We start from the raw sequence: 25735 nt of genomic DNA, 5'->3' as shown, positions 1-25735 counted from the left end.
GCTACAACTGGTCGGGACACCCTGCCAGCAGGCCAAATAGTCCGTTGACAACATCATTGAGATTCCTACGGATTATGTGGCCCCGCTCCACACCGTCAAGCCCTCCTACGTCGGGCCCCAGCGCCGACAAGCTTTTCCCGGCGCGCTCCTACGTCGCTTATTCCGCCGACAAAACTTTCCCGCCCCTTGTGCCCTGCGGGTTGACACTGCTCCGTCGGGACCAAGCAAGCAAGCTTGCCAGCAGGCAAAAAACAACGGGGAGGGACAAGGGCCAACTGGCTGGGGATCACCACATTCCGCCCGCTTACCTCTCATCCTGCGAAAGAAGGAGAAACACCATGGCAGAACAGGCTTACGAACAAGACGCGGCAGCGGCCGTTGTCCTTTTGACCGCACTCTCGGAAATCGTGGAGAAATCACCAGTCACCTACAGCACCCAAGGCTCCGAGGACCTTGCGAGGCACATCAACGGCATGAAACAGGCAATCATCCGTGAAGCGAAGGTCAGCGACACGGTACTTCAGAACGCTATGGCCTACGCGCTGGGGGAGTGGAGGACCGAACTGATCTGCACCCTCTTCGCCAGGGAAAACCGCATCACACTGGGTGCGTAACCGGTGAAGGTTGGCGACGGTCTCACCCCACGGGGGCTGCCACCACATCACCGAAAAAAGCAAGAAAAACCCCGTAAACAAGCCTCAAGAACCTATTTTTTCAGATGAAAAAAAGTTAGAATTGAGGTAGCAGTACAGCAGTTGACTCTTACTAAAACCAATACGAAACCAAGGACTGTCAATGGCCACGTACACCGTTTACACGAAACCGAACTGCCCCGTTTGCGTAGAGACCAAGGGCTACCTTGACCGGAAAGGCGTCACATACGCCGAGGTTGACATCACCAAAGTCCCTGCAGCGTTCGAGTACATCTCCAGTGACCCGGCAGACGGCGGACTCGGGTACTCCCAGGCGCCGGTCGTCGTCAATGATGCGGACGGTGAAGACCACTGGTCAGGGCTGCGCATGGACAAGCTCATCCAGGCAGCACGCCAAGCCGCCTAACCACCCAAACCCAGCACTCAGTTATTCAACGACAACACCACAATCACCACGAAAGGGAAGTTGATCATCATGGCAGGCGAAACCACCATCACCGTCGTCGGGAATCTCACCGCAGACCCGGAGTTGCGCTTTACACCCTCGGGTTCGGCGGTAGCGAACTTCACCATTGCATCCACACCGCGCACTTTCGACCGGCAATCCAACGAATGGAAAGACGGCGAAACCCTCTTCCTGCGCGGCTCGGTGTGGCGTGAATCGGCGGAGAACGTCGCTGAAACACTTACCAAGGGCACCCGTGTCATCGCCCAGGGCCGGTTGAAGTCCCGCTCCTATGAGACGAAGGAAGGCGAGAAGCGTACCGTCATGGAACTCGAGTGCGACGAGATCGGCCCGAGCTTGAGATATGCATCAGCGAAAATTAACCGCACCCAACGCCCCAGCGACGGCGGTGGAGCGCAGCGTAACCAGGGCGGACAGAACGACCCGTGGGGAGCACCAGCGAATGCCGGCAGCAATAGCGGCTGGGGTAACGCACCGGAAACCAGCGAGCCACCGTTCTAGAGGAAGCGCACCCCGCCGAACCCGGAATGTCGGCGGGGTGTGCCAACCTATTCGTTGAATCGCACTCCTAGAACGGAACGCATATGGAATTCCTGCAGGGAACACAGTCCTTCATGGCCATCGTTGCCTTCATCGTCGGACTCATCACTCTCCTTCTCGGCGCTTTCTACCTCGGAGGTTCGGCCCGAGCTGACTTCGACCAACACGAAATCTTCTTCAACCGCACCCGCGCAAGTGTGCGTAGGCAGGGAATCGGGATCACCCTGGCCGCCGCCCTCATGTTCGCTGCCGGAAGCGTCCTCCTAATTCTTGCCTGACCAAAATTGCAAGACCCCTGATCCCGCAGAAACGAGAACCAGCCATGTCAGATGATGAAACACCCGAGGTCATCCAGCGCGCCGATGACGCCTATGAGGCCATCCGCGCAATCAACCACCTGACCATCGATGCCCGCTCCCTGCCGGCACCCCTGGTCTACAGCATCCTGGGAAACCTCAAAGGCGTCGGGAACATGCTGCCGCAGGCCTGCCAGCAGCTCGCCAGCGGGCTCGGCAGGTCCCTGGACACCCATGAGGTGTACGAAGACGACGGCCGGGATCCCGTGCAGTCCGTGGCCACCGCAACTGACCACCTCACCTGCGCCGCGCAGCTCGCCGAGCAGCTAGGTGCGGAGCTGGCGAAAGCGCAGAGCGCGATCAGTCGGCAGGGATACAAGGAAACCCAGACATGACCATGACCACCAACCACCGCAGATTCAGGGACTCCCTGCTCGCCGACCGGCTGATCCGAACCTTCGCGGGCGGCGGAGCGCTGATCTTCGGTGCGATGACCCTCTCGGCGGTAGTACAACTGATGATGGAGTATTACAACGGGGAAACGCCCGGTGTGGTGCTGGGCGGAATTGCACTGGTCAGCGCTGCTATCGCAGCTGTTTTGTGGGCTCTGTACCTGAAATACGTCCGCCGCTCACAAAAAAATGAACGATCAGCGGCGGATGAGTAAGTGAGTAAGTGAGTAAGCGGAAATCTGCCTCGTTTACCCCGTACTTCACCCAATCTGATGCTGATCAGGTGCGTGCAGCGTTTTTATCCACAGGGCCCGCCGAGGGGTACGCGTCCGTGTCAGACTTGATCGAAGCAGCGGTACTCAGAGAAGTCCGCCGGCTACAGCGCAAACACAACAACGGAAAGCCCTGGGAACCCGTACCACCGGGTGCTTTGCGCACTGGCAGGCGAAGCCGGGACGAAGAGAGACACCGAGCTGAATAGATTTCCTTTCGCGGGAAAACAAGAAAGAAACAGGGGTCGGGAGCTGTGTGGTGCAGCCCCCGGCCCCACCTTCATCTCTGAGGACAACCATTGACTAAAAGCCAAGACAACCCCCGCTTCCTCACCATCAAAGACGTCGCTGTGGCGCGTTCTATAGAACCGGTAGCTGGCGGTCAGCCGAGAGTGAAGCGCGCACATCTAGTTGATCTGCTCCCCTTGAGCTGGAACACCGCATTGGCCTTCAGCAGAGGGAAGGGTTCTCGGACTTACTGGCGCAAACGTGCGCAAGCGGTGCTGATGGTGCCCATTTTCGTGCTCCTCTTCCTCATGTACATGCCGGCAGGAGACGTGATCACCACGCCGTCGCGCGATGCCGTGATTCTCTTGACAGAGGCCAGGAACACTAAGAAGACCCTGCAACGTGTCGGGTCCATGGCCATCGTCTTCTTCGGAGCCCTATTCGCGTTTGTTATCTGGCTGTTCGCTCTGATGGGTCTAGGCGATTCGGTGGAACCATGGGTTGGCTTGCTGTGGCCGGCTTGGTTCGTGATCGGCCTTCTACTCGTAGCCTCTTCAATTGGCGGTGGCGGGAGTGTCTCGGTCTTAGTAGAGGCGCTGGCAACGCGGCCGCGAGGCTCCTATTGGGTGGCACAAGCCCTCGCGTCCGCACCCGGTGCACAGTGCCGCGGTCTGGATTTCGCGAAGGCCGCTATCGAGACCTTCGTCCCCGTCGAAACTCCAGTCGTTGCCACCGCAGCGTCGGAGAAGACTGCTGTGATCTATGAACGGTTTGGTTTTGTACGACAAAAACCTGGAAGCCTGAATCTGACTCGCCAACCTCTAGGCTGCCCCTGATCATCGATCCTTCGAGGAGGACGGTGCAGGCGCCTACACAAGCACACCGAAGCAACCCAGCGAGGAGTAGAACTCCCGGACGAGAACGCTGAGTAGGGAGTTTGTTCCTACTGCTCGTTGGGTGGGGTGGGTGTTACGGCGCTGCGCCAGACCCACCCTTCACGGTGGATTCTGACTTTCGGTTCAAAGAACCAGATACGGATCGCCGTCGAGGTCCACGCCGTGGCGTTGGCCTGAACCAGGTACGCCTGTGAGGGGTAGCGGATCCAGGCATGGACACGCCGAGCGGGATTGAACTCATGGGCCGGATGATGCTCAAGGTCGAGTTCAGCCTCGGTCAGCATCACGGGCTCTTCCCTCATCACGAAACGCTCAATCCAATCATCCAGCAGCCGGTCGTAGTAAGCGCGGTATCTTTTGCTCTCGCCGATCGCCGACACCTCCCTTCCCGACTGGCAGTGCGGGCACGCTCAGGGCGAACATCCCAGCACCATGCGAGTGCGGTCGATAGGCTGAACAACAGCAACACCGATTCCCCCGATTGGTGGTAGCGACAGAGGACTTGTCCTCCCGGTGCCGGTTTCCGTACGTTTCCCCCATTCGTACGGCGCCGGCATTGGTCGTTTAACCCCTTCAAGGGAACTGGCTTAAATTAGAACACGAGTTCGAACAGTAGTCATGTGCGGTCGGTGCGCAGAGCGATCAGTTGGGCACCGTCCGGGATTAGGGCATCCAGTGCCGCCCGGGCTTCGTCGTAGGTTGCGCCGGTGGCGGTGAGGTGGCTGGTTTCTGCGTTTTCCGGTTGGCGGATAGTGCCTGTGAGTTCCATTCTTGCCACCGTACCGCCCGGAATCAGGGGTTAAGGACCAGATGGCCCGGAACGGCGACGTCGGCAGGATCCAGTTCCGGACGGGCACGTTTGTACCGCAGAGCGTGGCGGAAGGATGAGCCGGAGAACGCTGTATCGGCGGAGACTTCCACGACCATAGGCTCAACCAGTGTCAGCGCCGTCGTGGAGCTCGTGCTGTTGAATCGGTCAATCGCGCCGGATTTCACTTCCGCTGGCCACGGGTGATCTGTTCTTCCGGGTTTCAAGTGTGCGGCCAGCGCTCTGGAGGTCTGCCCTTTCAGGAGGGATGTGCGGCCGACGATGCGCAGCTCACCACCGATAGGCAACCCGGCGACGACCATCTCCGGCCTGTTGATCGGGCCGATTACAGCCGCGCACACCACGTCCAACGTTTCCCGGTGCTTGACCTTCAGCCATTGCCTCTCGCCGCCCTGGTACTCCTGGTCGGCACCCTTGATGACAAGACCTTCGACACCGGTTGCGGGCATCGTTTCGAACCAGATGGTTGCTTTGGCCAGGTCGGTGGTGACGGGGGAGAGGTCCAAGGGTGGCTCCCACCAGGAGGCGAGTTCCTCCAGCAGTTCACGCCGGTCACGTAACGCCAAGCCGCGGGTGTCGGTGCCGGCGGCCTGCAGCAGGTCGAACGCCACAAAGGTCGCGGGACGCTCGCTTACCAACGCTGCCAGGTTCTTCTTTGAGGTGGTGAGTCTTTTCTGCAGCGCCTCGAAGTCGAGCCGACCATCGGTCCAGATGACCGCTTCACCATCAACGATGAAACCCGGCGGGATCTGATCCTCGGCCGCCGCAGCAAGGTCCGGGAAGTAGCGGGTGAGGTCCTTGCCCTGGCGACTCCACAAAGTCGTTGCGTCTTCAGCGGATGAAATTACGATCCGGTAGCCGTCCCATTTGGGCTCATACATTGAGCCGCCCGGCAGGGCATCCAGTGCGGGGATCTTCGGCACCGCCCGGGCCAACGCCAGTGCCGGCGGGCCCGCAGTGAGCGGTGCGCTCTTCATCGACCCATTATCGCCCCGGAACTAGGCTGTGCACCGCCCACCGCTTACTCGAGGAGAGACTCCCAACGCCGGTGACGTGGTGGGTGTGTGCAGACGGTCAGACTGGTTCCTGCTGTCCACGTGGGTGCGGGACAAGCAGCGAAGCGTGGGGGAGCTTGTGCCGTGCACACGTGGGCAGGAGGCGGACTCCTTACGGATCCTTCACCGACACGCGGTAGGGCAGGTGCGGACGCCCGGAGGCTCTTCCGTGGGAAGGCGACCGCAGCTGGTGTTGAATCGACCCATGAGCATTGTGATGAGCACGCCAGGTATTCAGGAGCTCGACTACGTGACCGAGGTCCTCAGTGGTTGGCAGTGCGACGAGGGGCCACTGCATCTGCACCCCGGTGATCTGGGTTGGTACTCCTTGAGAGGTGCTGCCAAGACTGCCGCTTCGCTGCGCGCCTGGTCACGGGAGGGGAAGATTCTTGCACTGGGACTACTGGATGGCTCTGACGGGTTGCTGCGCATGGCTGTTGACCCCGATCTACGCGACGACGACGAGCTATCCCGGCAACTCGTCGCCGACGTCAACGACCCGCAGCGTGGAGTCTTGGACGCTGGAAACGCCATCGTCGAAGCGCGAGGCGCCGATCGCTTTTCGCAGTTGCTGTCGGAGGAGGGATGGCAGCCCGAGGAGCCTTGGACGCCGCTGCGTCGCGATCTCTCAGCCTCAGGCCTGGTCGACGAGGAGCGGGTGGAGGAAACCGGGCTGCGCATCGAGACTATCGGGCCGGACCTAGTCGATCCTTGGGTCGCCGTCCATTGGTCAGCATTTAAGGGCACGCAGTTCAGCGAGGAGGAACGACGTGACTACCGCGAACTGTGGCTGACTATGGCTAGAGGTCCGTTTTACCACCGGGCACGCAGCTTGGCCGCGTTCGACGGACACGACAACGCCGTCGCCGTCACAACGGTGTGGTCGGCGGGGCCAGGTCGACCCGGGCTCTTGGAACCCATGGGAGTGCATCGAGACCATCGGGGAAACGGCTACGGGGTGGCCATCTCGGTGGCCGCCGCGTCTGCGTTGCAGGAGATGGGATCGTCTAGCGCCATCGTGTGCGCCGAGAGCTCCAACGCCGCGGCCGTCTCCACCTACGTCGCGGCCGGATTTACCGCGCACGAGCAGGTGGCCGACCTTCAGCGGGGTGCCTGAGGGACGCGAGTGAGCCAGCGCCGCGACAACCGCCTCGGGCATGTCCGGCGGGCGGAGTGGCCGAGGCGGGGAACGCCCGATCTTTGGCATCAGCGAGCGGTTGGCCGCCGGGCCATCCCAGTTGAGGAACCCTCAGCGATGCGCTTCGAAGAGGATCAGATACGACTGCCCGTCATCAGCGGTCACTCCATGGATATTGGCAAAGCGACCGAGCTCGCGAAAGCCAAAACCCTCGTGCATCCTGATCGACGCGATGTTGTGTTCGTTCGCGAAATAGTAAGCAGTCCCGGCAACAGACCAGATCCAATCCAACCTCTTCTTCGTGAGCGCGGTCGCTACACCCTGGCGGCGGTACTCCCGAGCCACAACAATGCCGCCGAGGTAATGACCGGCAGGTCCATCGCCTCCTGAATCCTCATGAAAATGGGTCTTGGCCACTCCAATGACTTTGCCTTCTACTTCTGCAACCAGAACCTGCCGGTCCTGCTTCACCCGGAGAAGGTTCGGAGACCAGCGGCTTCTACCACTGGCATCGCAGATTTCGTCAACGCCAATGATGTCAGCCAAACCTGCCTCGCGTATCAGCATCTTCCGATCCTATTTCGGTGGATCATTCCAGACAGATCAGGGCCATAAGCCGAACCCTCAGCGATGCGCTTCGAAGAGGATCAGATACGACTGCCCGTCATCAGCGGTCACTCCATGGATATTGGCAAAGCGACCGAGCTCGCGAAAGCCAAAACCCTCGTGCATCCTGATCGACGCGATGTTGTGTTCGTTCGCGAAATAGTAAGCAGTCCCGGCAACAGACCAGATCCAATCCAACCTCTTCTTCGTGAGCGCGGTCGCTACACCCTGGCGGCGGTACTCCCGAGCCACAACAATGCCGCCGAGGTAATGACCGGCAGGTCCATCGCCTCCTGAATCCTCATGAAAATGGGTCTTGGCCACTCCAATGACTTTGCCTTCTACTTCTGCAACCAGAACCTGCCGGTCCTGCTTCACCCGGAGAAGGTTCGGAGACCAGCGGCTTCTACCACTGGCATCGCAGATTTCGTCAACGCCAATGATGTCAGCCAAACCTGCCTCGCGTATCAGCATCTTCCGATCCTATTTCGGTGGATCATTCCAGACAGATCAGGGCCATAAGCCGAACCCTCAACGCACCGCTTTCCAGCCCGCCGATGTCTTATATCCGTGCTGTCGCTGTAACGCGCGAAAGACCTGCCCGAATATCTGCACGGTGATGGGCCCCTCTCCGTGACTGCAAAAACCGGCGGGACGATGTGGGGGTGCGGGTGGTTCTTCAGTTGCCCGTATCGGGTGGTGGGTCGATTTGGTCGAAGGCTGCAGAGAGTTCCTCGGCGCGGGGAAGGGCGTTTCGCTCCGCCGGTGGCAGAGATTCGTAGGTGTAGGTGGAGATGGCCATGGGGGAGTCCGAGCGCCCTAGGGCGTACCGGACAGTGTGTTCGTTCTTGCTGCCGCAGATGAGGATGCCCACCGTGTCGTTATGCGCGGGACGTTTGAGTTTGTCATCAACCAGGGCGACGTAGAAGTTGAGTTTCCCGGCGTATTCCGGCTGAAATTTTCCGGTTTTGAGTTCGATGACGAAGTAGCGCAGCTGGTCGACGTGGAAGAACAGCAAATCAATGTAGAAATCATCTCCGCCGACATCGAAATGCACCTGTCTGCCCACGAACGCGAATCCGGGACCGAGTTCGCGCAGGGTATCTACGATCCGGTCGGTTAGCGCCTGCTCCAGATCCCGTTCCGCCACCTCGCCGGAGAGCCCCAGGAACTCGAAAGCGTACGGGTCTTTGGCTACCTGTTGAGCCAGCTCGGAATCAGGTGTGGAGAGCTGGCGGGTGAAATTCGACGGCGCCGCCCCGGTGCGTTGCATCGACTTGTTCATAATCATGTTCATCAGCACGTTGCGCGACCACCCGTACTCCACAGCGGCCAAGGCGTACCAGTCGCGGGTGGGAGCATCGTCGAGCTTGTCGATCAGGACCATGATGTGGCCCCATGGCAATTTCCCAGCAGTCTGCTGGGAAATTGGCTCCTCGTCTTGCCAGGCAGCCGCGAAGGCGCGCATGTATTGCAGATTGCTTGGGGAAAGGCCCTTCATCTGCGGAAACTCTGCACGGAGATCCGCAGCCAACTGCCTGACGACGCCGGTTCCCCACCCTTGACGTACCTGCTGTGAGAGGATTTCATTCCCGATATTCCAGTACAACTCGATCAGTTGAGTATTAACAGTCCGCTGCACCCGAATCTGAGCATCACGGACCCGGCGCTTCAACGCATCAAGTGTGGAGGCATAACCCTCGGGTAGAACGACATCGGTACGGACCATGAACTTATTCTCCCGGGACGCGCCTCCTGGAACGAATCGAAGGGGTATCCGTCAAAACGGCCGCATAGGCGTTGTCGCTGAGTCCGTTAGGCTACCCCTGATGTTCTGTTTCATCGTCATGTTCAATTAACGGTCCTGCGACCCGCCCCTCGCAGTTCCCAGCACCGGCCCCGGGCGGGTTTGAGTGCGCCATTTTTCCGGCGTGCAGACCCCTGAAGATTAGAACTCTCCGCTAACCTCACTTGCGTCGAGGGTTCATCGCACCGGAGACCGTGATGACCACAGAACAACCGTCCTACCGAGCCGTGCTCAACACCGAACACACTGCTCGTTCATTCCTACCGAGTATCCTCGGACGCCTATCGCTGGCGACCTCGGGGCTTGCACTCGTGCTGTTACTCGAACAGTCCACCGGTTCCTTCGCCGTTGCCGGAGCCGTCACGGCCACACTCGGAATCGCAAATGTCGTGGCTACGCCATGGCGGGCGAGACTGATAGACCGGCGCGGGCAGACGATGACGTTGGCCGTGTTGGGCCTCACCCACACACTCTCTCTCATCGCCCTGGGACTCGCAGGTAACGCGGGATTACCTATCTTGCTGGGCCTGAGTGTGATTGCTGGGGCATCCTCACCGCCTTTTGGAGCGACCATGCGGGTGTTATGGTCCGCTGCGTTACCAGCCGGCGGGATGCGCACTCGCGGATTCAGCCTAGACGCGGTAGCTGAAGAAGTGACGTTCGCAGTCGGACCCCTGGCCGCAGCGCTTCTCGCGGTAATCATCGATCCGTTCGCATCCCTACTGCTCTCCGCCGCCTGCGTCGCCATCGGCACAACACTGTTTGTCACCAGCCCACTTTCACGCCGCCAACTCGGCACCCATCACACCGATTACGCGAACGCACTGCCGACTCGTTCCCCGCTGCGCTCCCGAGGCTTCACACCCGTGGTGATCACAATGATCGCTCCAGGCGTGATCCTCGGAAGCATCGAAATCGCGGCTCCTGCCGTGGCTGAATCGGAGTCCAACACGCTTCTATCAGGTGTACTGCTCGCGCTTTTCGCCGGAGCCAGCGCTCTCGGCGGACTGCTCTATGGCCGAATGCGACTGCAAGCGGTTCTGGAACGACAGTTACTCGTCCTGGCCCTTGCACCACTGATCATCACCGCCATCATGGGCCTTATAGGCGGACCCCTCGCGGCACTCATCGGGTTCACACTGAGCGGGCTGTGCCTCGCACCCCAACTCATCGTCGGATACCTCGCCGCAGACGAACGCACCGACCCTCGGTCGCGCACCGAAGCAAGCAGCTGGATCAACACCGCGGTAAATTTCGGAGCTGCCCTCGGTGCAGTCATCTTCGGAGCGACCACCGACAGCACCGGCCCTGGCCCGGCTCTTGCCATAAGCGCCGTGATCGCCAGCGTCATACTGGCGATCTGCACACCGTTCCTACTCCGCCTACGACATGCAGACCAACCCGAATAGGGGACCAGGATCGAGACTCCAAGATGTGGACGGTAACGATGGTTTCCGTTACCCCGCCGACTGAGACGGGACACGCCGACAGAATGTGTCTCGTTATCCGTGCTCGTTTGCCCCGTTTCAGTACCCACGTTTACGTACTCCAGTTGGGGCTGACGTATGGGCCGTTATCGGCTTAGCTTGATTCGGGCTGGGGATGAATCAACGAGTAGAAGGAAGATATGGCTCTTCTAAGACCGACGACAACGCTTGAAGCATATGAGGGGATGGCCGCCTTCGCAGGGGATCTGCATAATCACTGTGCCATCAGTTACGGGCATGGGAGCATCGAGGACGCCTATCGCAACGCGCAGCTCCAACTCGATTTCGCGACTGTGACAGGTCATGCCAATTGGCACGATATGCCCGAGGATCCTCGGGCTGTTGCTGATTATCATCGTCAGGGATTCAAGCGGCTGAGGGAGGCATGGAATCATGTACAGGATGTGACCGAATCAGTCCATGAGGAAGGGAAGTTTGTTTCCTTCCTCTCGTTCGAGTGGCACAGCATGACTTACGGAGACCACTGCGTCTACTACCGATCTGCACGTGGACCGCTGGCGCCGGCGCAGTCCAATTCGCTCGAGGACCTCCGCGAATCACTTCAGGTAATTAGACGGGCAGGTCTCCCGGCCATGATGCTTCCTCACCACATCGGCTATCTCAAGGGCTCACGCGGTATCAACTGGGACACGTACACCGAGGAGCTTTCACCGGTAATCGAACTCGTCTCGATGCATGGTAGCGGCGAGGACGATCGGTCACCAAGGCCTTACCTGCATACTATGGGGCCGCGGGATGTAGGCAGTACGTCCACCTTCGGTCTCCAGGCAGGACATCGCTTCGGTTTCATTGGGTCCACCGACCACCACAGCGCACATCCCGGTAGCTATGGCTACGGACGTGCCATGGTCTGGGCGGACGAACTGACTCGAGAGGGAATCTGGGACGCGATTACATCCCGCCGCACCTACTGCGTCACCGGGGACCGTATCATGTTGGCCACAGCATTGAACGGGCAACCCATGGGTTCAGTTGTTCGCGCTGAGGGTAGTCGCACTCTCGACGTCTCAGTCAAAGGCGGGGCGGCACTCGATTACGTCGAAGTCGTCCGTAATGGAGAAATCATTGCACGGGAACGCCCCGCAGCGGCTGCAGTAGGCGCCGCCTTCAAGGGGGTGGTGTCCTTCGGTGTGGGCTGGGGAGAGGTAGGGCTTCAGACTGATTGGGACATTGATCTTGAGGTCATCGACGGACGTATCAACGCGGTTGAGCCCCGCTTGCATGGTTTCGATGTTGTGGCGCCGAGCGAGCGTGAGCCGGATGAGTTCGTATTCTCGAGTTGGAAGCAGCAGGACGCCCAGCGGGTTACAGTCACTACCCGTACATGGGGGAACCCGACGGTCGTCACGGACGCCACGCAGCGGTTCGCCTTGCACTTGAGTGGTGATGCTTCCACCAAAGTCATCGCCCGCATCAACGGCCGCGAGGTAGTTCACTCGCTCGGCGAACTGTTGAATGGCCCCAAAGTGGGATTCTTGGGTGGTTTCATCAGTGGCGCGTATGTTTTTGAAAGAGCAGAGCCCCACCAAACCACTGATCTTGAATGGTCGTTCACCGATCAGGGAACGGGCAGTCAAGAAGACTGGTATTACACGCGGGTCAAGCAGCATAACGACCAGTACGCGTGGAGCTCCCCGATCTGGGTGCCGCACAGCCGCGCTAAGGCGCGATGAGCTGGTCTTGGCCCTGCTTATCGGTCCTCCTTTCTCTGTACGGCATGCTGACAGGAATTATCGCCGCTGGCTCTTTCTTGCTCGCGATAGTTAACTGCCCAGCCGCCATAAAAACTGAAGCTGTACCAGTCAGACGAGCGGACAGGGTGAATCTCGTCGCCCTTACCCTCGGCTTCGCCCACGACCGGGAGTCGGGCGCAGAATCGTGTGGTTAGTCGCCATCTGCCACTAGAAGTTTGGCGAGCCCCCACCGGTGACACCGCGGATACCTCCGCTTGGCTTTAGCACCATGGGCCGCTTCAAGGGAACATTGCGGTCAATTGACCGAAGACAATACCCCATGAACCACCTATCGATGCTAGAGCAGCAAGCTCGGCTCCTTGCCTCAATTCCGATCCATCCGTTTAACGGATCGATGCCAGTTATTTAAAGCGTTGGACAGATAAAACCGTGGCTTCTACCTTGGAATGAGACCGGGCGCTCAGCCCCTGACAACAGCGAGGTTGTATGAGAAGCACAGTGGAAGAATCCCCGAGGGTGAGGGAGGCGGCACGGTCGAGAGAACAGAGGCCGGAAAGGCGGAAGCGCTCGCGCAGCACGCCCTTCGCCATTCTCGCCTTACTTCCTTTTGTCCTTTTTGGTTTGGCATTCGCGGCGTACCCGTTGTTTCAAGTCGCTCGAATGGCTGTGTCCGACGTTCAGATCAGAAGCGGCCAGTTCACTTGGGAGTTCACCGGTCTGGCCAACCTTCGACAGGTCTTCTCTGAGGGAGATTCTTGGCAGGCGGTAGGCAATACGCTCTTTTTCATCGGTGCGACCGTGTTGTTATCCCTGATTCTTGGGCTCGTACTTGCGCTGTTAGTTGATCGTGCGGTGAAGCTGTTGCCGATAGCGCGCAATGTGCTTATCTGGCCGGCGGTGGTTGCGCCCGTAGTTGTCAGCCTCATGTGGCTTCTAATCCTGAGCCCTACTGCTGGAGGATTGAATAAGGTCCTTAGAACCTTGTCACTTCCGGAGCAAGGTTGGATAGCAGATGGCCCGTCCGCCATGGCGGCGATTGTGCTCGTTGACGTGTGGCACTGGACTCCAGTTGTCTTCTTGTTCCTCTACACGGCGTTGAAGGCTATCGATGCGAGCACGTTGGAAGCAGCCCGTGTCGACGGCGCCAAGGAGGTTGAGCTCATTCGTTTTGTGGTGCTCCCCGCCCTGAAACCGGCGATTGCAGCCGTTGTGGTGGTGAGAATCATCATGGGAGTGAAGGCATTTGACGAGATGTATCTTCTTACGCGAGGTGGTCCAGATGGTGCTACTACCTTGGTGTCGCAACATATCAAGACCTTGTTCTTCGACAATCTGGAGCTCGGAGAAGCGTCGGCTTTCAGCCTCGCTGTTGTCCTTGCCACCGCAGTCATTCTTGGTGTTTTTCTATTCTTCCGTTCTAAGGCCGACGCACGATGAGTACAGTCCAAACTGACCGTAAATCAAATGTTGCAGTCGAAGTGACACTTGCCGTGATCCTTCTCATTGCCGTCGCCCCAATAGCATGGACCGTATTCCTGGCCTTCATGCCAAACCGCAACATCGTCGCCTCGGATTGGCAGATCTCTTTCTGGCTGGGTAACTTCGCCACGATCTTCGCCGACGGAACGTTCATGTTGCAGGTGCTCAATAGCATCATGATTGTCCTAGGCTCCGTGGCGGTGTGCATGGTTGTCGGTTCCCTTGCAGGGTATGCGCTGAGTCGGCTTCACCCACCTCGTTGGCTTACCATCCCCGCGTTGATCATCGCTGCGTTCATTCCTCTTATCCCGCCGATGACCCTTGTGCCTGGGTTATACCTGCTGCTCTCGGAGATCGGACTTATTGGGACCGTCCCGGGCCTGATCCTTGTGAATGGCTTTCTGAACCTTCCGTTCGCTGCCCTTCTGATGTCTTCCTACTTCTCAGGCATACCCGATGAGCTGCGTGAAGCAGCGCTCGTTGATGGCGCATCGGAAGCCAAGACTTTTCTGCTCGTCATGCTTCCTGTGGTGAAACCCGGCCTCGCCGCAGTAGGGATCTTTACCGGCATCTTGGCCTGGAACGAGTTTCAAATGGGACTCACCCTCACCTCGGGCGGCGAAACTGCCCCTGTCACCGTGGGTATCGCAGGGCTACTTCAGCCATATGCCGTCACCTGGGGTGAAATGGCGGCTGCCGGCACACTCGCCGCCATCCCCATCATTGTCATGGCCGTCTTCGCGAACCGTCAGATTGTCGCCGGGCTCACAGCCGGCGCAGTCAAAGGCTAAAAACTACTGCAAAGGAGCAACGAATATGAATAACAACACACGTTTAGTCGCTGTCATCGGGACCATGGGTCTGGCCGCCTCACTTACCGCCTGTTCGGGCGGCGGCGGGGGAGGTGGTGCTCTCGGGTCAGGCGAGACAGTCACCGTAATCACCAGCCAGGCACCGTGGAACCCGGCATACGACGCTGTAGTTGCAGCCTACGAAGCCGAAACCGGGGTGGACGTTGACCTGCGCTCATTCCCAAACGATGAAGTGAAGACTCAGATGTTGAATGACGCTCAAACCGGCACTCATGCCTTCGACGTCTACCAGGTCAATGAAGTCGACATGGCGCAGTTCAATGTCAGCGGACTGCTCATGCCGTTGCAAGATATCGACCCGGACTACCAACTTGATGAGGAGGTCTTCACCTACGGCGGACTTCCGTATTGGGATGAAGAGACGAAAACGTTCACTGAGGAAGGGGTGCTAACAAGCGTCCCTCTACTGGGAAACCTGCAGGTATTCATCTACAGGTCCGACATCTATGAGCAGCTGGGGCTGGAAGTGCCTGAAACCTGGGCCGCCACTATTGCCAACGGCCAGGAAGTGATTGATGCCGAAGCTGCACGCTACGGCTACGTCCAACGGTTCCAGGGTGTTCCCGGCACTCCTCAAGTGACCTATGATTTTGCTGGCATCCTGCTCGGTGAAGGGGGCAGCTTCTTCCGCGAACAGGGAGTCGATTGGACGCCGGCCATGGATTCTGAAGAAGCCATCCGTGCAGCCACGATCTTCCGGGATCTGGCAGAACTGGGCCCGGATGACCCCAAGGCTGTTGGGCAGGCCGAAGCAATCGCCGCAATGCAGGCGGGAGATTCAGCCCAGCTGAGCGTCGTGGCCGCAGCAGCTAACAGCATGAACGATGAAGCCAACTCCAATGTCCTTGGCAAGGTGGGCTTCGCGGAACTCCCCGGAGGAATAGCGGCCACCGGAACGTGGAATCTTGCGGTTCCAGCCGATCTGCCGGAGGAGCGCACAGGCCCTGCGCTCGATTTCATCAAATGGGTTAGTTCTGAAGAGGGAATGGAAGTGTTCGTAGAAGCAGGCGGGATTCCCACACGGTCTGATGCGTACGACGCTGATGGTATCGAGGAATCGGCCCAGGCGTACTTGGACGTAGTTCGGCAGGCATCAGAGACTGCACAGGGGCCGTTCAGATTCGAATTTATGGGTGAGTTCCTTACCGTTACCGAGCCGATCCTCGCTGCGATCGCCGCCGGTGACGTGAGTCCTGAAGAAGGCATGACTCAGATGCAAAGCGAACTTACGGCCGTCGTGCAAGAGGCCGGTTATCCCATGAACTGACGGACTGCGTTCTGGCACCTAGGAGGTGTCAAAACAAAGTCCGTTTGACCGTACCGACCCTGAAGGAATCCTCATGCACGCTCAACGGCCTAATATCGTTCTTATTCATTGCCATGACCTTGGAACATGGCTTTCCTGCTACGGAATGTCCTCGATCCCCAGCCCCAATCTCCAACGACTAGCTGATAACGGCATAGTTTTCGACAAAGCTTTCGCGACTGCACCACTATGCACGCCGGCGCGTTCATCCCTCTTCACGGGCCTGCTTCCCCATCAGAACGGTTTGATGGGCCTCACCCACGCGGGATGGCAATACCGCTCCGGAATTGACACCCTCCCCGAGATGCTCGGTAAGCAGGGCTATCACTCGGCACTGATCGGACTTCAACACGAAGACTTCGACGCCCGAGTTCTGGGCTACGACGAAGTGCACGGCCTTGGATTCGTTCCACGCGCAATGGAAGTAGCTAGAAGAGTTAACTGGTGGTTCGACCAACCGCATCCGGATCAGCCGTTCCTGCTCACCATTGGAATGTGGGAGGTGCACCGGCCGTGGCCAGCCGAAGATTACGAACCATCAGACCCGGATCTGGTTGATGTGCCGGCCTACCTTCCAGACAACACAGACACACGCCAGGACATCAGCGAGTTCCATGGTGCCATCCGGCAAATGGATGAAGCTGTAGGGCTCATGCTGGAAGCTATCGAGAATTCCCCCTACCGGGACAACACACTCATCCTCTTCACAACCGATCATGGTGTTGCATTCCCCCGGGCCAAAAGCACATTGTACGACTCGGGAGTGCAAGTCTCGCTGATTGCACAGCTTCCACGCCAATGGGACGCGCCCACCGGACGCAGGAATCACATCGTGAGCCATCTTGATATTGCTCCCACGCTGATTGAACTAGCAGGTGGAAAGCCACACGAGGACTTGGAAGGCCAAAGTTTCCGGACCGTTCTTCAGGAACCGGAAAGTCCGGCGGAAGAGCGAGAGTTAGTCCTCGAGAAGACTTACCACGATCGGTATGACCCTATTCGCGCCCTCCGAACATCCCAAGCGAAGTACATCCGCAACTTCGTCCCCGGGCCTCGCCTCCACCTTCCAATTGACCTTGAAGAAAGTGCCACACGTCGAGGGTTCGGAGACAATCACCTGAATGAACGGCCCATCGAAGAACTGTACCTACTGACGGAGGACCCGTGGGAACTCAACGACGTCTCAGCAGATCCCAACCATGCTGAACTGAAATCCGCTCTTGCGGACCGATTGCACCATCACATGATCCGTACGGACGATCCCTTGCTTGAAGGAGAGGTAACCGCTCCCGAGCAACCTACACGCGCTCTGCCCAACCGTGTCTCTGCTGTATAGAAAGACAAGTAGGAGAAGCTTAACGTTGTGGAATTGACTTGGTGCCGGTCATTTATTGCTGTGCATGAACTCGGGGGATTCACCGCTGCCGCCCGGTCCCTGCACCGCGCCCAATCACGAATCAGCGCTCATGTCGCCTCCCTGGAATCGCTATTCGGTGAGCCGCTTCTAAACCGCGACGTTCACCCACCCACACTGACCGCTGCCGGTGAGGCGTTTCTACCCCACGCTCGCGGGGCCATCGCGGAATGGACAGCCGCGCAGGCAGCAGTCGTAGCGAGGACAGGACGCGTCAGTGGATCTGTGGCTGTAGGTAGCATTCCGAGCGTCAGCTCACAGATCTTGGCACCTTTGTTTGCGCGGTTCGCCGAAATGCACCCTGAAGTCACGTTTGAAGTCCATGAGGGGCCCAATAGCTGGCTCGACGATGCGTTAACGCACCGAATGGTGGAATTGACCATCCGGCCGATGATCGAAGAACAACCACTGGTGGGTATAAAGCACCATTCGTTGTTGACCGACCCCTTTGTGGTGGTGCTCCGTAGGGATCATCCGCTCACTCTGAAAGAGAAGGTTTCACTTCAGGATCTGACAAACCACGTGGTCGTCACAACGGGAGAAGCGGGTTTCGATGCTCGAATAGGACGCGAATATCACCAGTTGCTCGCAGAAGTCGGGGTTGACCGCGAACGGAGCATGGCAGTGACCCAGCCGACCACAGTGTTCGCTTTCGTGAAAGAAAGGCTTGGCATAGGGCTCATCGGGCTGCTCGCTGCACGGATGATGTGTGACGCCGGGCTAGTTCTGAGACCCATCCATGAAGATTCGGCATCTCGACAAATCGGGATCCATTGGGCCCGCACGCGTCAACTCTCACCAGCCGCGTCCACGTTCATGCGAGCCCTGAGAAATTTCCTAGCCGAGGAAATATCCCAGGGACGTCTGCATCCGCCCAACGGAACAATCTCAACGAATGGAGGTCCCCGTAAATGAAGTCCTCGGCAGCAAAAGGGATGTGCTGTACTCCTGACATCGGCCGCGCCCCCACGTCTGCTGCTATGGGTATAGCGATCAAGGGAAATGGCGCTCATCGAATCGAACAGCGAAATCTACCCAAGGGTTCTTTTCTGATGGGAGATTCCACTGGCGAAGGCAACCCCGTCGATGGTGAGGAACCGGTACATACCGTTGTTATCGGCCCCGTCGAGGTGGACGCAACGACAGTGACCAATCTTGATTTTGACCGGTTCGTGTCTGCCACCCGCTACCGAACCGACGCCGAAAGTTCGGGCGTTTCGGCGGTCTTTCATTCCCTGGTAGCCGCCCCGGATGAAGATCTCATGGGCCGAGTTCGCCAGGCACCTTGGTGGGTGGGAGTCAACGGCGCCGATTGGCGTCGACCCTACGGTAGGGAATCCAGCATAGAAGGACTGGAAGATCATCCAGTAGTACATGTGTCTTGGAATGATGCCGTGGCATACTGCGCATGGACAGATCGTCGCCTACCCACGGAGGCGGAATGGGAATATGCCTCCCGCGGAGGTTTACAGGCGAAGCGTTATCCATGGGGTGACGAACCGCTTGGAGAAGACGAATGGCTGACCAACATATGGCAAGGCGTCTTTCCTACGCAAAATTCAAAGGATGACGGGTGGGTCGGCACTGCGCCGGTGCGTTCCTATAAACCTAACGGTTTTGGTCTCTGGCAAACCGTGGGAAATGTGTGGGAATGGTGCGCTGACTGGTTCGACCCGAACTACTACCGGTCCTCACCGCAGGAGAACCCGAATGGCGCAGCGCGAGGCAAAAGCCGTGTCCTTCGAGGCGGTTCATACCTCTGCCACGACTCCTATTGCAATCGCTACCGCAATTCAGCTCGCTCCCACAACCGTCCAGACTCAACCTCGGGGAACGTAGGTTTCCGCACCGTGGGCCAAAACAATTGAGACGACGGAACCGGCATCAACGCATCAATTTAATGCCAAAAGCTGAACCGAGCCGGGAAACGGGCGAAGGTAGTGGCTCAGGCCGCCGTAGGTTCGAGACCCGCATCCTCGCTGGCGGTACAGAACCGGACCCACGTTTCACTCTCGCCAATGAGCGAACTTTTCTAGCCTGGATCCGCACCTCGCTTGCGATGTTGGCTGGCGGTATTGCCGTCGAAGCTTTCACCACAGATATCTTCGCGCCCGACATACGCAAGACCATTGCAGTTCTTCTCTTGTCCCTCGCACTCATCATCGGGGGAGGGTCCTTCTTCCGCTGGCTCAATATCGAACGCGCGATGCGCCACAAAGCTCCGCTCCCTCTACCCGCGATTGCGCCTGTCCTAGCAGCCGGCGGGGCCATCGTTGCGCTCGTATTCATCGCATTCGTGCTCATGAGACAGGCCTAAACATGCGCTCACCCAAAGATCACGAAACCTCCCAGCTACATGTGGACGCCGGCCTTCAACCCGAGCGAACCGACCTCGCGTGGATAAGGACGACACTAGCGCTGGTAGTCGTAGGTGCGATTTTCCTACGTTGGGTGCCCCACTACGGCTGGTTCGCTGGGGCCCTAGTCGCTGCAGCAACAATGATATCCATCACCATAAACATGACCAGGAAGCACCGATTTCACCGCGGTTCGCTCGGTATCAGAAACGAACGGATGCCTGCGGACCTAATTTCCACATTCTTTGTAGCGTCAAGCGTTGTCGTACTGGCAGCTGCCGGAGTTTTCACTGTGCTGTTCCTCCCGCTGCAGTAAAAACAAGGTCGATGTGAGAAGCGGCGTTCTCGCCGCGACATGAGCGACCAATCTGCCGCCCATCAAGACTCTATGCTCGCAACGATGGTTAGAAGGCACCGCCGGGGGGCCAGAAAACGTCTAGATTGTCCGTAGCTGTGCCAGTTCACTTCGTCTCAGTACCGGGTTCAGGTACCGCAGTCTGGGCTGACGTAATGGAGCGTTATCGGCGTTTTGAACGGATGTTTGCTGATCGAGTCAATTGATTCGCACTGTCGTCAGAGCTGGCACTGATCGCAGCTAGAGGGCTTAGCGTAACTTTGGGCACCGACAATTCTTCCCGCGGTGAGCGTACCGCTGTTTAGATATGTCGGCCCGATGCTTGGGGGTCGGTTGGTTCGACCAGGAACCTAACCCTCTCTAGGAAGGCTTGGGCTGCAGCAAAGTATTGCTGACGGATCCGTCCTATCACCTGTAGCTGCGCGGCCGGAACAGTGACAGTGTGAAGCTGCTCGAGGCGGGTCCCTCCTGGTATCGCCGTCAGTCGGTACCCAGTCCGTGCGGCAGCATCATGCCCACCTACCTGCCGGATGAGGGCCCACTGCTCAGGAACTTCTTCCACCACTTCAACTAGTTGCACATGCTCCCGCCCATCGCGGTGGCTAATGTAGCCCTGCATTTCTCCCACGCCTCCAGGTGTTCCCGGTACCCGAAACGCCTTCACGACGTTAGGGTCAAGAAGCATTGCCGTTTCGGCGGGCTTGATGAGAGCCCACACCTCTCGCGGTTCCGCTGCTAAATCAATCCCAGCAGCGATATCAACTACTTCGTCGTGTGATCGCTCAAACACTGTTGCCCCTCGAAGGAAGTAGGGGAGCGTCCTTCATCCGTCGGCGTGCTTCGCGATGTCGGTTGACGGGGGTAGCGTCAACGACGCGCTGAACCATGGTTGCCAGAAAACGTGATGGGTGGATATCCTCGGCGCGTTCGTCGAAGATGAGAGTCACATGTGGCAGCCGCTCAATGTCATCACCAACACTGTCGTCATCGACTTCCGTGGGAGCTGGAGTTTCTAGCTCGTCTTGTGGCACGACCCCTGCCGCTGTTAAAGGATCATCACCTTCGTCCGCCACGTCGTCACCCTCTTCGAGGGCCACTTCGTCGCTGTACTGGATCATCAGCAGACCCACTGCGTGGTACGCGTCGTCTTCATTGCCGAGCTTGTGGAGGAGGTCGATGATCCACTCGGCCTTATCGGGTTCCTCTGTGAGGATGGTCGAGCGCAATCCGTACATGAAGCCGAGCGCTGCGAGCGGGTGTCTCAGGCGCAGGTTTTTCGCATCGCCGTAGCTTTCCTCGACCCGGTTCGCGGCGTTCTTGCCGAAGCTGGAGTCCATGCGCTTGGTGCTGATCAGCACTTCCGGACCGGTGTCCCAATCGGACATGACGACGTCGACCTGTTTGAGGTAGTTCTTGCCCAGGATGTTGGCGCTTGAGGAGACCACGCCCTTCATCGGCGAGGTACGCCCCAGGCGTTGTTCTAGCTGTGCGCGCTCCTTCGCAGGTAAGGCAGCGAGGAGGCTAGCCACGGCGCGAGGCATGATCCGGGGATGTACGGGTCGTGGCCACACCGCGTCCTGGTCAAACCCTGCGCGACGCAGCTCGTACGAGACCCAGACGTCGAGGGCCAACGCAGGCACCCCTGTGGTCGTCGCAGCCTTTAGGTAGAGAGGAACGCCCAGGAGCTTCTTCAACGTCGGGAAGTCAGGCCGGTAAACGAGCTCCTTCGGCCCTGTGCGCTCCCACGGGTTCGAGTGATCGCCACCGGGTGCAGCGTCTTCGACAATACGATCGAACAGAGCCCATGCCTGAGACTTCGTGGATGGGCTATCTGCCACTGGTGGACCTCGTCATTCGGCGTTGGGAGAGGCTTCGATGAGCCTCGCGGATGTTCTTCAACTGCTCGGGTATGAGCTCGCCGCTGTCCACCAGCAGGATCTGATCGACCAGGGCGACGGTTTCAAGGAGCTTCCCGTTCTGTAATAGCTGGGCAACTCGCTTCCGCACAGCGTGTAAAGACTCGGCGTGCTTGGCGACGAGCTCGGGGGAGGGCATGAGCCAGACATCAGCTTCACGCGGTTCGATCTTCAGAATCCCGCCCCCATAGGAACGTCCGACCATCTCGGCGTTCAGAAGGGTGACAGAGTTCAGGCTCGCCAATGGCAGCAATGTACGGCCCAGTTCCCGGGTCTCCGGCTCGAGGTATACGCCGTGGACGGAATTCAAGTGGTGTGCCCCGGCCACATTCGTGGTCAACCGGGCAGTGTCAGCGTTCATGCAAGTCAAGAACAAGTCCGCCGGTCGGAGTAAAGGTACCCGGTACCAGGGTGTTCGAACGCGGCACTTGTACGCGCGGTCTACTCCCGCGGTGTGGCCGGCCTCGATGTACGCGGCAGCCTCAGGCGAGGGTTCTCCCTTGGGTCGGAAGAGGTAGGTAGATTTGCCGTCCTCGCCGAGCTTCGCCAACGCATCTTTGGTAAGGGCGAGACCGCGTAAGTGGGAGCTCCCCGGTGGGGACAAGGGGAGCAAATCCTTTCGAGGGATGCCCAATTCCTGTACACGGGCGGGGGACAGTGCGAAGTATCCGTTGTTTCCGGTGACCATACCCAAGGTCGTATCGCCCCACGATTCTAGGGCTGTGAAGGACCCGGAAGAGCGCAGTTCAATGAGGGGGCTAAGGGCGGCAGAATCTACCAAGCTTGCGGTCCATTTGCCTGCTGGGTCCAGTGGGACCCAGCGTTGACCAACCGCTCCTGAGAGTAAGTCCTCGGCGTTGCGAGCCTGACGAATGACCGCAGCATCCGTGGGCCCCTCATTGAAGCCTTCGGCTAGGAGGAGGACCACATCGGCCTCGACCTCCGGGAAGACCTGCTCCTCAAATAGCACGAGTTCCACGTTCCTGAATCGGTCGAATAGAAAGCGTCGCACCGAAGAGGCATAGTTCACGCTAAGGAGTTCTGCGGGCAGGACTAGGCCCAGGCGACCGCCGTTCTCAAGGAAAAGGGCGGAGTGGACGGTAAACGCGGCCCAACTTGAGGCAAGTCCAGACAACGCCACGCCGGCTTTCAGCGCAGCCTCGCGGGACCGTGCCCGGGATTCACCCGTGAAGTCCTGGTAGCGGATGTAGGGCGGATTTCCGATTACAGCGGTGTACTCGGCTGACGGCTCGACGAGAAAAAAGTCGCTCACCGTTATTCGTGGATCACCGCCGGCCTCCCCAACCCGAGCCGCAGCCATATGGGCGCTGTGTTCGTGAATCTCCACTCCCTCGACCACAGGAAGTATCGCGGCATCGTGGCCTAAATCTTGTAGGCGGCGTACAGCCTCGACTAGGAAAGCTGCGTCACCCGCAGAGGGTTCAAGGACACGATCTCCCGCGGATCGGATCGCCCAGTCAGTTAAGAACCGAGTTATGAGGGAAGGGGTGAAAAATGCGCCTCGTGCCTTCCGCAGCTCAGCCGTATCGGCATGGGGCAGCGAGGCGGAAACAGGCATACTCCTATTCTGCCTTGCCGCTAGGACAGAACATGATCGAGCTCTCTCGACACGCGCAGTTGTGGCTCATCCGGATGCTCATTTGGGTGGCAGTACGTGCCCTTCCCGCGGTCGACTAAGGCAAAAAAATCACTAGTCTGGGAGGGCGTCAGGTACTGAAAGCTCTGCGGAGGTCGCAGGGTAGGTTCGAGCTCACTAAGGGGAATCGGTGAAGCGAACTTTCCCGTCTTGCCGACCCTGATGCCAGTGCCAGTTCCCCGACCCGAATAGTAGGCAAAGAAACGTGTGCGAGAGATGCAAGCGACATCTTTGAACCGGATCCAAAGGTGCCTCGGGGGTTCGGTGTCCTGTCCCTCGACGCTGAACCAACCAACGAGAGAACCCACAGGTAGCGTCGCATAGATCAAAACGTGGCTGACATCATCGGCGATCGGCCGCTTTCGAAACTCAACCCATTTTCGCCCTGAGACGATTGCCTCTGCGTACTCCGGATGAATTGACATCAGCGCTACGCGTCCTGAAGCGTTCGCACCCATCTGATGCCCTCTTCCTTCTTGACTTGTGATATCGACTGAGGTGAATCCGCGATGACGCCCAGAGCGATGAGTTCACGACGGCTTGCGGGTCGTTCAAGCACCTCGTCCAGTCGGAACTTGATAGCTAGTACTTCCTTATGACAAAGCTCCTCGAGCTCACGAGCCGCGTAAACCGTTCTTGTGCCCGCGAACGAAAGGAGCGTGTGCAAGTCTCGGGTTCGAATGACCTGCTCCACGATACCGACCGCATGGATAGCCTGCTGATCGTGAGTGCGGAGGAAGAGGAGTGTATCTCCAGGTTCTAGAACCTTCATGTTCGCGTGGGAAATGTAGACCTTGCGCACGGCATTGCCGTAGGTGGTGTCGAAAAGCGTTGGCTGTCGCTCGGAAGCTGGGAAAAGCATGCCGTGATACTTGGGAATGATAGGTACCACGAAGGCGCGCTCAACGATCCGTCTGCCCGGACCATACCTCCGGTTGAATTCCAGCGGATCCGTTGGTGGGTTCTGATCTGCCGCCGGATCTAGCATCTTGCCAAGGACCGCTTCCTCGGGACTGCCGTCCTTTATGCCGAGGTCAAAAAAGCCGAACTCCTTCAGCAACCCGAGGACATCGGCTCTCTTGCGTGAAACTTCGATGAAGCACGAAACGGCCTTCCTCCTTCGGATGAAGGACATCGTGGCTTCAAGCAGTGATTCCCCCAGTTTTCGGCCCTGCTCAGTTTCGGCGATCTTGAACATGCAGATTTTCATGCCAGGACCAGGTAGGTTTTCGTTCTCTTGGCCGTCGAGTACAGCCAAGCCTCGAATGTCCGAATGTGTGCCGATAAGAAGGCACGGTCGGCCATCTGGAACTACTTTTTCTGTCCACCAGCTATCGAAGCCTTCATAGCCCCTGCGGAGGGAATCAAAGAAAGCGTGCGACAGGTCGAAGACATGTGGTTCAACAATCTCCGCGCTGAAGTGTGCGGGGGTCGGCGCTCCAACGAGTGCACTCAGGGCGGAGAGCGCATCGTCCAGTGTCATGACGCGTTCGTGCAATTGCAGGTTCCGAGAGTGTGAATGTAAGCCTCGGTCCTCGGTGATCAGCCACGACGCAGTGTTTCGAGCGAGTGCTAGCAATAGAGCCGCGTCGACAGCGTCATTGCTCCGCGAATCCATGTCAGGCCGGTAACCGGCCCGCTTCATGAAGTCTGAATCGACTACGACACGAGACCGCACGACATACTTTTGCCGCTGCCGTATCCGGCGCGATTTCAGTTCCTCGTCGCGTATCCGAGCGAAGTCATCGAACTGGTTCTCGAGGATCTGGGCGCTTCCGCCCGCTTCATGAATGAGCCGAAAGACATTGGAGGCTTTTTCGCCATTGACGTGCCGAGCATCCTCATCGCCCTCCAGGGCAATGAGGATGTTTGTGTCCAGCAGGACGGAGAGTCTGCTCTGCTCGGTTGTATTTGCCCCCATGCGAGCAGATTAACAGCT

Annotated in this window: 29 protein-coding genes; 20 read left to right on the top strand and 9 right to left on the bottom strand. The window is 58.5% G+C overall.

Going from position 1 to position 25735, the window contains the following annotated elements; translation table 11 throughout:
- Positions 1–338 precede the first annotated feature (338 nt).
- The 8 genes from Q0877_RS16185 (at position 339) to Q0877_RS16150 (ending at position 3743) form a co-directional block, all read left to right on the top strand.
- Positions 339–614 (top strand): hypothetical protein, encoded by a 276-nt coding sequence (locus Q0877_RS16185; protein ID WP_299169756.1) that lies wholly within the window; start codon positions 339–341, stop codon positions 612–614.
- 181 nt (positions 615–795) lie between these two features.
- On the top strand, positions 796–1059 hold the full coding sequence (locus Q0877_RS16180; protein ID WP_299169754.1) for a glutaredoxin family protein: 264 nt from the start codon (positions 796–798) through the stop codon (positions 1057–1059).
- Positions 1060–1128: 69 nt separating this feature from the next.
- Positions 1129–1620 (top strand): single-stranded DNA-binding protein, encoded by a 492-nt coding sequence (locus Q0877_RS16175; protein ID WP_299169752.1) that lies wholly within the window; start codon positions 1129–1131, stop codon positions 1618–1620.
- Between the two features lie 83 nt (positions 1621–1703).
- Positions 1704–1937 (top strand): hypothetical protein, encoded by a 234-nt coding sequence (locus Q0877_RS16170; protein ID WP_299169751.1) that lies wholly within the window; start codon positions 1704–1706, stop codon positions 1935–1937.
- Between the two features lie 44 nt (positions 1938–1981).
- Positions 1982–2350: a hypothetical protein gene (locus tag Q0877_RS16165; RefSeq protein ID WP_299169749.1), complete on the top strand. Its 369-nt coding sequence runs from the start codon at positions 1982–1984 to the stop codon at positions 2348–2350.
- Positions 2347–2622: a hypothetical protein gene (locus Q0877_RS16160; protein ID WP_299169747.1), complete on the top strand. Its 276-nt coding sequence runs from the start codon at positions 2347–2349 to the stop codon at positions 2620–2622. Before Q0877_RS16165 ends, Q0877_RS16160 begins: the two co-directional genes overlap by 4 nt.
- An 8-nt stretch (positions 2623–2630) precedes the next feature.
- Positions 2631–2888, top strand: coding sequence for a ParB family protein (locus Q0877_RS16155; protein ID WP_299169745.1), 258 nt, complete (start codon positions 2631–2633; stop codon positions 2886–2888).
- 90 nt (positions 2889–2978) lie between these two features.
- Positions 2979–3743, top strand: a complete 765-nt coding sequence (locus Q0877_RS16150; RefSeq protein WP_299169743.1) for a hypothetical protein — start codon at positions 2979–2981, stop codon at positions 3741–3743.
- A gap of 107 nt (positions 3744–3850) precedes the next feature.
- Here the strand turns inward: Q0877_RS16150 and Q0877_RS16145 are convergent, their stop codons facing one another.
- The 3 genes from Q0877_RS16145 to Q0877_RS16135 form a co-directional block, all read right to left on the bottom strand.
- A complete protein-coding gene (locus tag Q0877_RS16145; RefSeq protein ID WP_299169742.1) occupies positions 3851–4183 on the bottom strand; it encodes a hypothetical protein in 333 nt (110 codons plus the stop codon).
- Positions 4184–4419: 236 nt separating this feature from the next.
- Positions 4420–4572: a hypothetical protein gene (locus Q0877_RS16140; protein ID WP_299169741.1), complete on the bottom strand. Its 153-nt coding sequence runs from the start codon at positions 4570–4572 to the stop codon at positions 4420–4422.
- A 23-nt stretch (positions 4573–4595) separates the two neighbouring features.
- Positions 4596–5609, bottom strand: a complete 1014-nt coding sequence (locus Q0877_RS16135; protein ID WP_299169740.1) for an ATP-dependent DNA ligase — start codon at positions 5607–5609, stop codon at positions 4596–4598.
- Between the two features lie 283 nt (positions 5610–5892).
- Between Q0877_RS16135 and Q0877_RS16130 the strand changes: the two genes are divergently transcribed.
- Positions 5893–6804 carry a GNAT family N-acetyltransferase gene (locus Q0877_RS16130; protein WP_299169739.1) on the top strand — a complete coding sequence of 304 codons (912 nt, stop codon included), beginning with the start codon at positions 5893–5895 and terminating at the stop codon, positions 6802–6804.
- A gap of 132 nt (positions 6805–6936) precedes the next feature.
- Here the strand turns inward: Q0877_RS16130 and Q0877_RS16125 are convergent, their stop codons facing one another.
- From Q0877_RS16125 to Q0877_RS16115, 3 genes are all read right to left on the bottom strand, one after another.
- Positions 6937–7392 (bottom strand): GNAT family N-acetyltransferase, encoded by a 456-nt coding sequence (locus tag Q0877_RS16125; protein WP_299169738.1) that lies wholly within the window; start codon positions 7390–7392, stop codon positions 6937–6939.
- A 57-nt stretch (positions 7393–7449) separates the two neighbouring features.
- On the bottom strand, positions 7450–7905 hold the full coding sequence (locus Q0877_RS16120) for a GNAT family N-acetyltransferase (protein WP_299169738.1): 456 nt from the start codon (positions 7903–7905) through the stop codon (positions 7450–7452).
- A gap of 205 nt (positions 7906–8110) precedes the next feature.
- On the bottom strand, positions 8111–9160 hold the full coding sequence (locus Q0877_RS16115) for a YhcG family protein (protein ID WP_299169736.1): 1050 nt from the start codon (positions 9158–9160) through the stop codon (positions 8111–8113).
- A gap of 275 nt (positions 9161–9435) precedes the next feature.
- Between Q0877_RS16115 and Q0877_RS16110 the strand changes: the two genes are divergently transcribed.
- The 11 genes from Q0877_RS16110 (at position 9436) to Q0877_RS16060 (ending at position 20797) form a co-directional block, all read left to right on the top strand.
- A complete protein-coding gene (locus tag Q0877_RS16110; RefSeq protein WP_299169734.1) occupies positions 9436–10647 on the top strand; it encodes an MFS transporter in 1212 nt (403 codons plus the stop codon).
- A 263-nt stretch (positions 10648–10910) separates the two neighbouring features.
- The gene (locus Q0877_RS16105) at positions 10911–12419 is read left to right on the top strand and encodes a DUF3604 domain-containing protein (protein WP_299169731.1); all 1509 of its coding nucleotides are present in this window, start codon (positions 10911–10913) and stop codon (positions 12417–12419) included.
- A 681-nt stretch (positions 12420–13100) separates the two neighbouring features.
- Complete coding sequence (locus Q0877_RS16100) at positions 13101–13877, top strand: carbohydrate ABC transporter permease (protein WP_299169728.1); 777 nt, start codon at positions 13101–13103, stop codon at positions 13875–13877.
- On the top strand, positions 13874–14710 hold the full coding sequence (locus tag Q0877_RS16095; protein WP_299169725.1) for a carbohydrate ABC transporter permease: 837 nt from the start codon (positions 13874–13876) through the stop codon (positions 14708–14710). Before Q0877_RS16100 ends, Q0877_RS16095 begins: the two co-directional genes overlap by 4 nt.
- Positions 14711–14735: 25 nt before the next feature.
- On the top strand, positions 14736–16058 hold the full coding sequence (locus tag Q0877_RS16090; RefSeq protein ID WP_367182191.1) for an ABC transporter substrate-binding protein: 1323 nt from the start codon (positions 14736–14738) through the stop codon (positions 16056–16058).
- Between the two features lie 73 nt (positions 16059–16131).
- Positions 16132–17433 carry a sulfatase gene (locus Q0877_RS16085; protein ID WP_299169722.1) on the top strand — a complete coding sequence of 434 codons (1302 nt, stop codon included), beginning with the start codon at positions 16132–16134 and terminating at the stop codon, positions 17431–17433.
- 27 nt (positions 17434–17460) lie between these two features.
- Positions 17461–18426, top strand: coding sequence for a LysR family transcriptional regulator (locus tag Q0877_RS16080; RefSeq protein WP_367182189.1), 966 nt, complete (start codon positions 17461–17463; stop codon positions 18424–18426).
- On the top strand, positions 18423–19379 hold the full coding sequence (locus Q0877_RS16075) for a formylglycine-generating enzyme family protein (protein WP_299169720.1): 957 nt from the start codon (positions 18423–18425) through the stop codon (positions 19377–19379). Before Q0877_RS16080 ends, Q0877_RS16075 begins: the two co-directional genes overlap by 4 nt.
- A 32-nt stretch (positions 19380–19411) precedes the next feature.
- Positions 19412–19828: a YidH family protein gene (locus tag Q0877_RS16070; RefSeq protein ID WP_299169718.1), complete on the top strand. Its 417-nt coding sequence runs from the start codon at positions 19412–19414 to the stop codon at positions 19826–19828.
- Between the two features lie 2 nt (positions 19829–19830).
- Complete coding sequence (locus tag Q0877_RS16065) at positions 19831–20184, top strand: DUF202 domain-containing protein (protein ID WP_299169716.1); 354 nt, start codon at positions 19831–19833, stop codon at positions 20182–20184.
- 481 nt (positions 20185–20665) lie between these two features.
- Positions 20666–20797 (top strand): hypothetical protein, encoded by a 132-nt coding sequence (locus tag Q0877_RS16060; protein ID WP_299169715.1) that lies wholly within the window; start codon positions 20666–20668, stop codon positions 20795–20797.
- Positions 20798–21005: 208 nt separating this feature from the next.
- Here the strand turns inward: Q0877_RS16060 and Q0877_RS16055 are convergent, their stop codons facing one another.
- From Q0877_RS16055 to Q0877_RS16045, 3 genes are all read right to left on the bottom strand, one after another.
- Complete coding sequence (locus Q0877_RS16055; RefSeq protein ID WP_299169713.1) at positions 21006–22061, bottom strand: hypothetical protein; 1056 nt, start codon at positions 22059–22061, stop codon at positions 21006–21008.
- Positions 22051–23718, bottom strand: a complete 1668-nt coding sequence (locus Q0877_RS16050) for a class I SAM-dependent methyltransferase (RefSeq protein ID WP_299169710.1) — start codon at positions 23716–23718, stop codon at positions 22051–22053. Before Q0877_RS16050 ends, Q0877_RS16055 begins: the two co-directional genes overlap by 11 nt.
- Positions 23719–24226: 508 nt before the next feature.
- Positions 24227–25717 (bottom strand): hypothetical protein, encoded by a 1491-nt coding sequence (locus Q0877_RS16045; RefSeq protein WP_299169708.1) that lies wholly within the window; start codon positions 25715–25717, stop codon positions 24227–24229.
- Between the last annotated feature and the right edge of the window lie 18 nt (positions 25718–25735).

This window comes from uncultured Arthrobacter sp. (genome assembly GCF_947495145.1).
Lineage (GTDB): Bacteria > Actinomycetota > Actinomycetes > Actinomycetales > Micrococcaceae > Arthrobacter_D.
The sequence above is the reverse complement of the archived record's forward strand: the minus strand, read 5'-3'. Positions and strand labels throughout refer to the sequence as shown.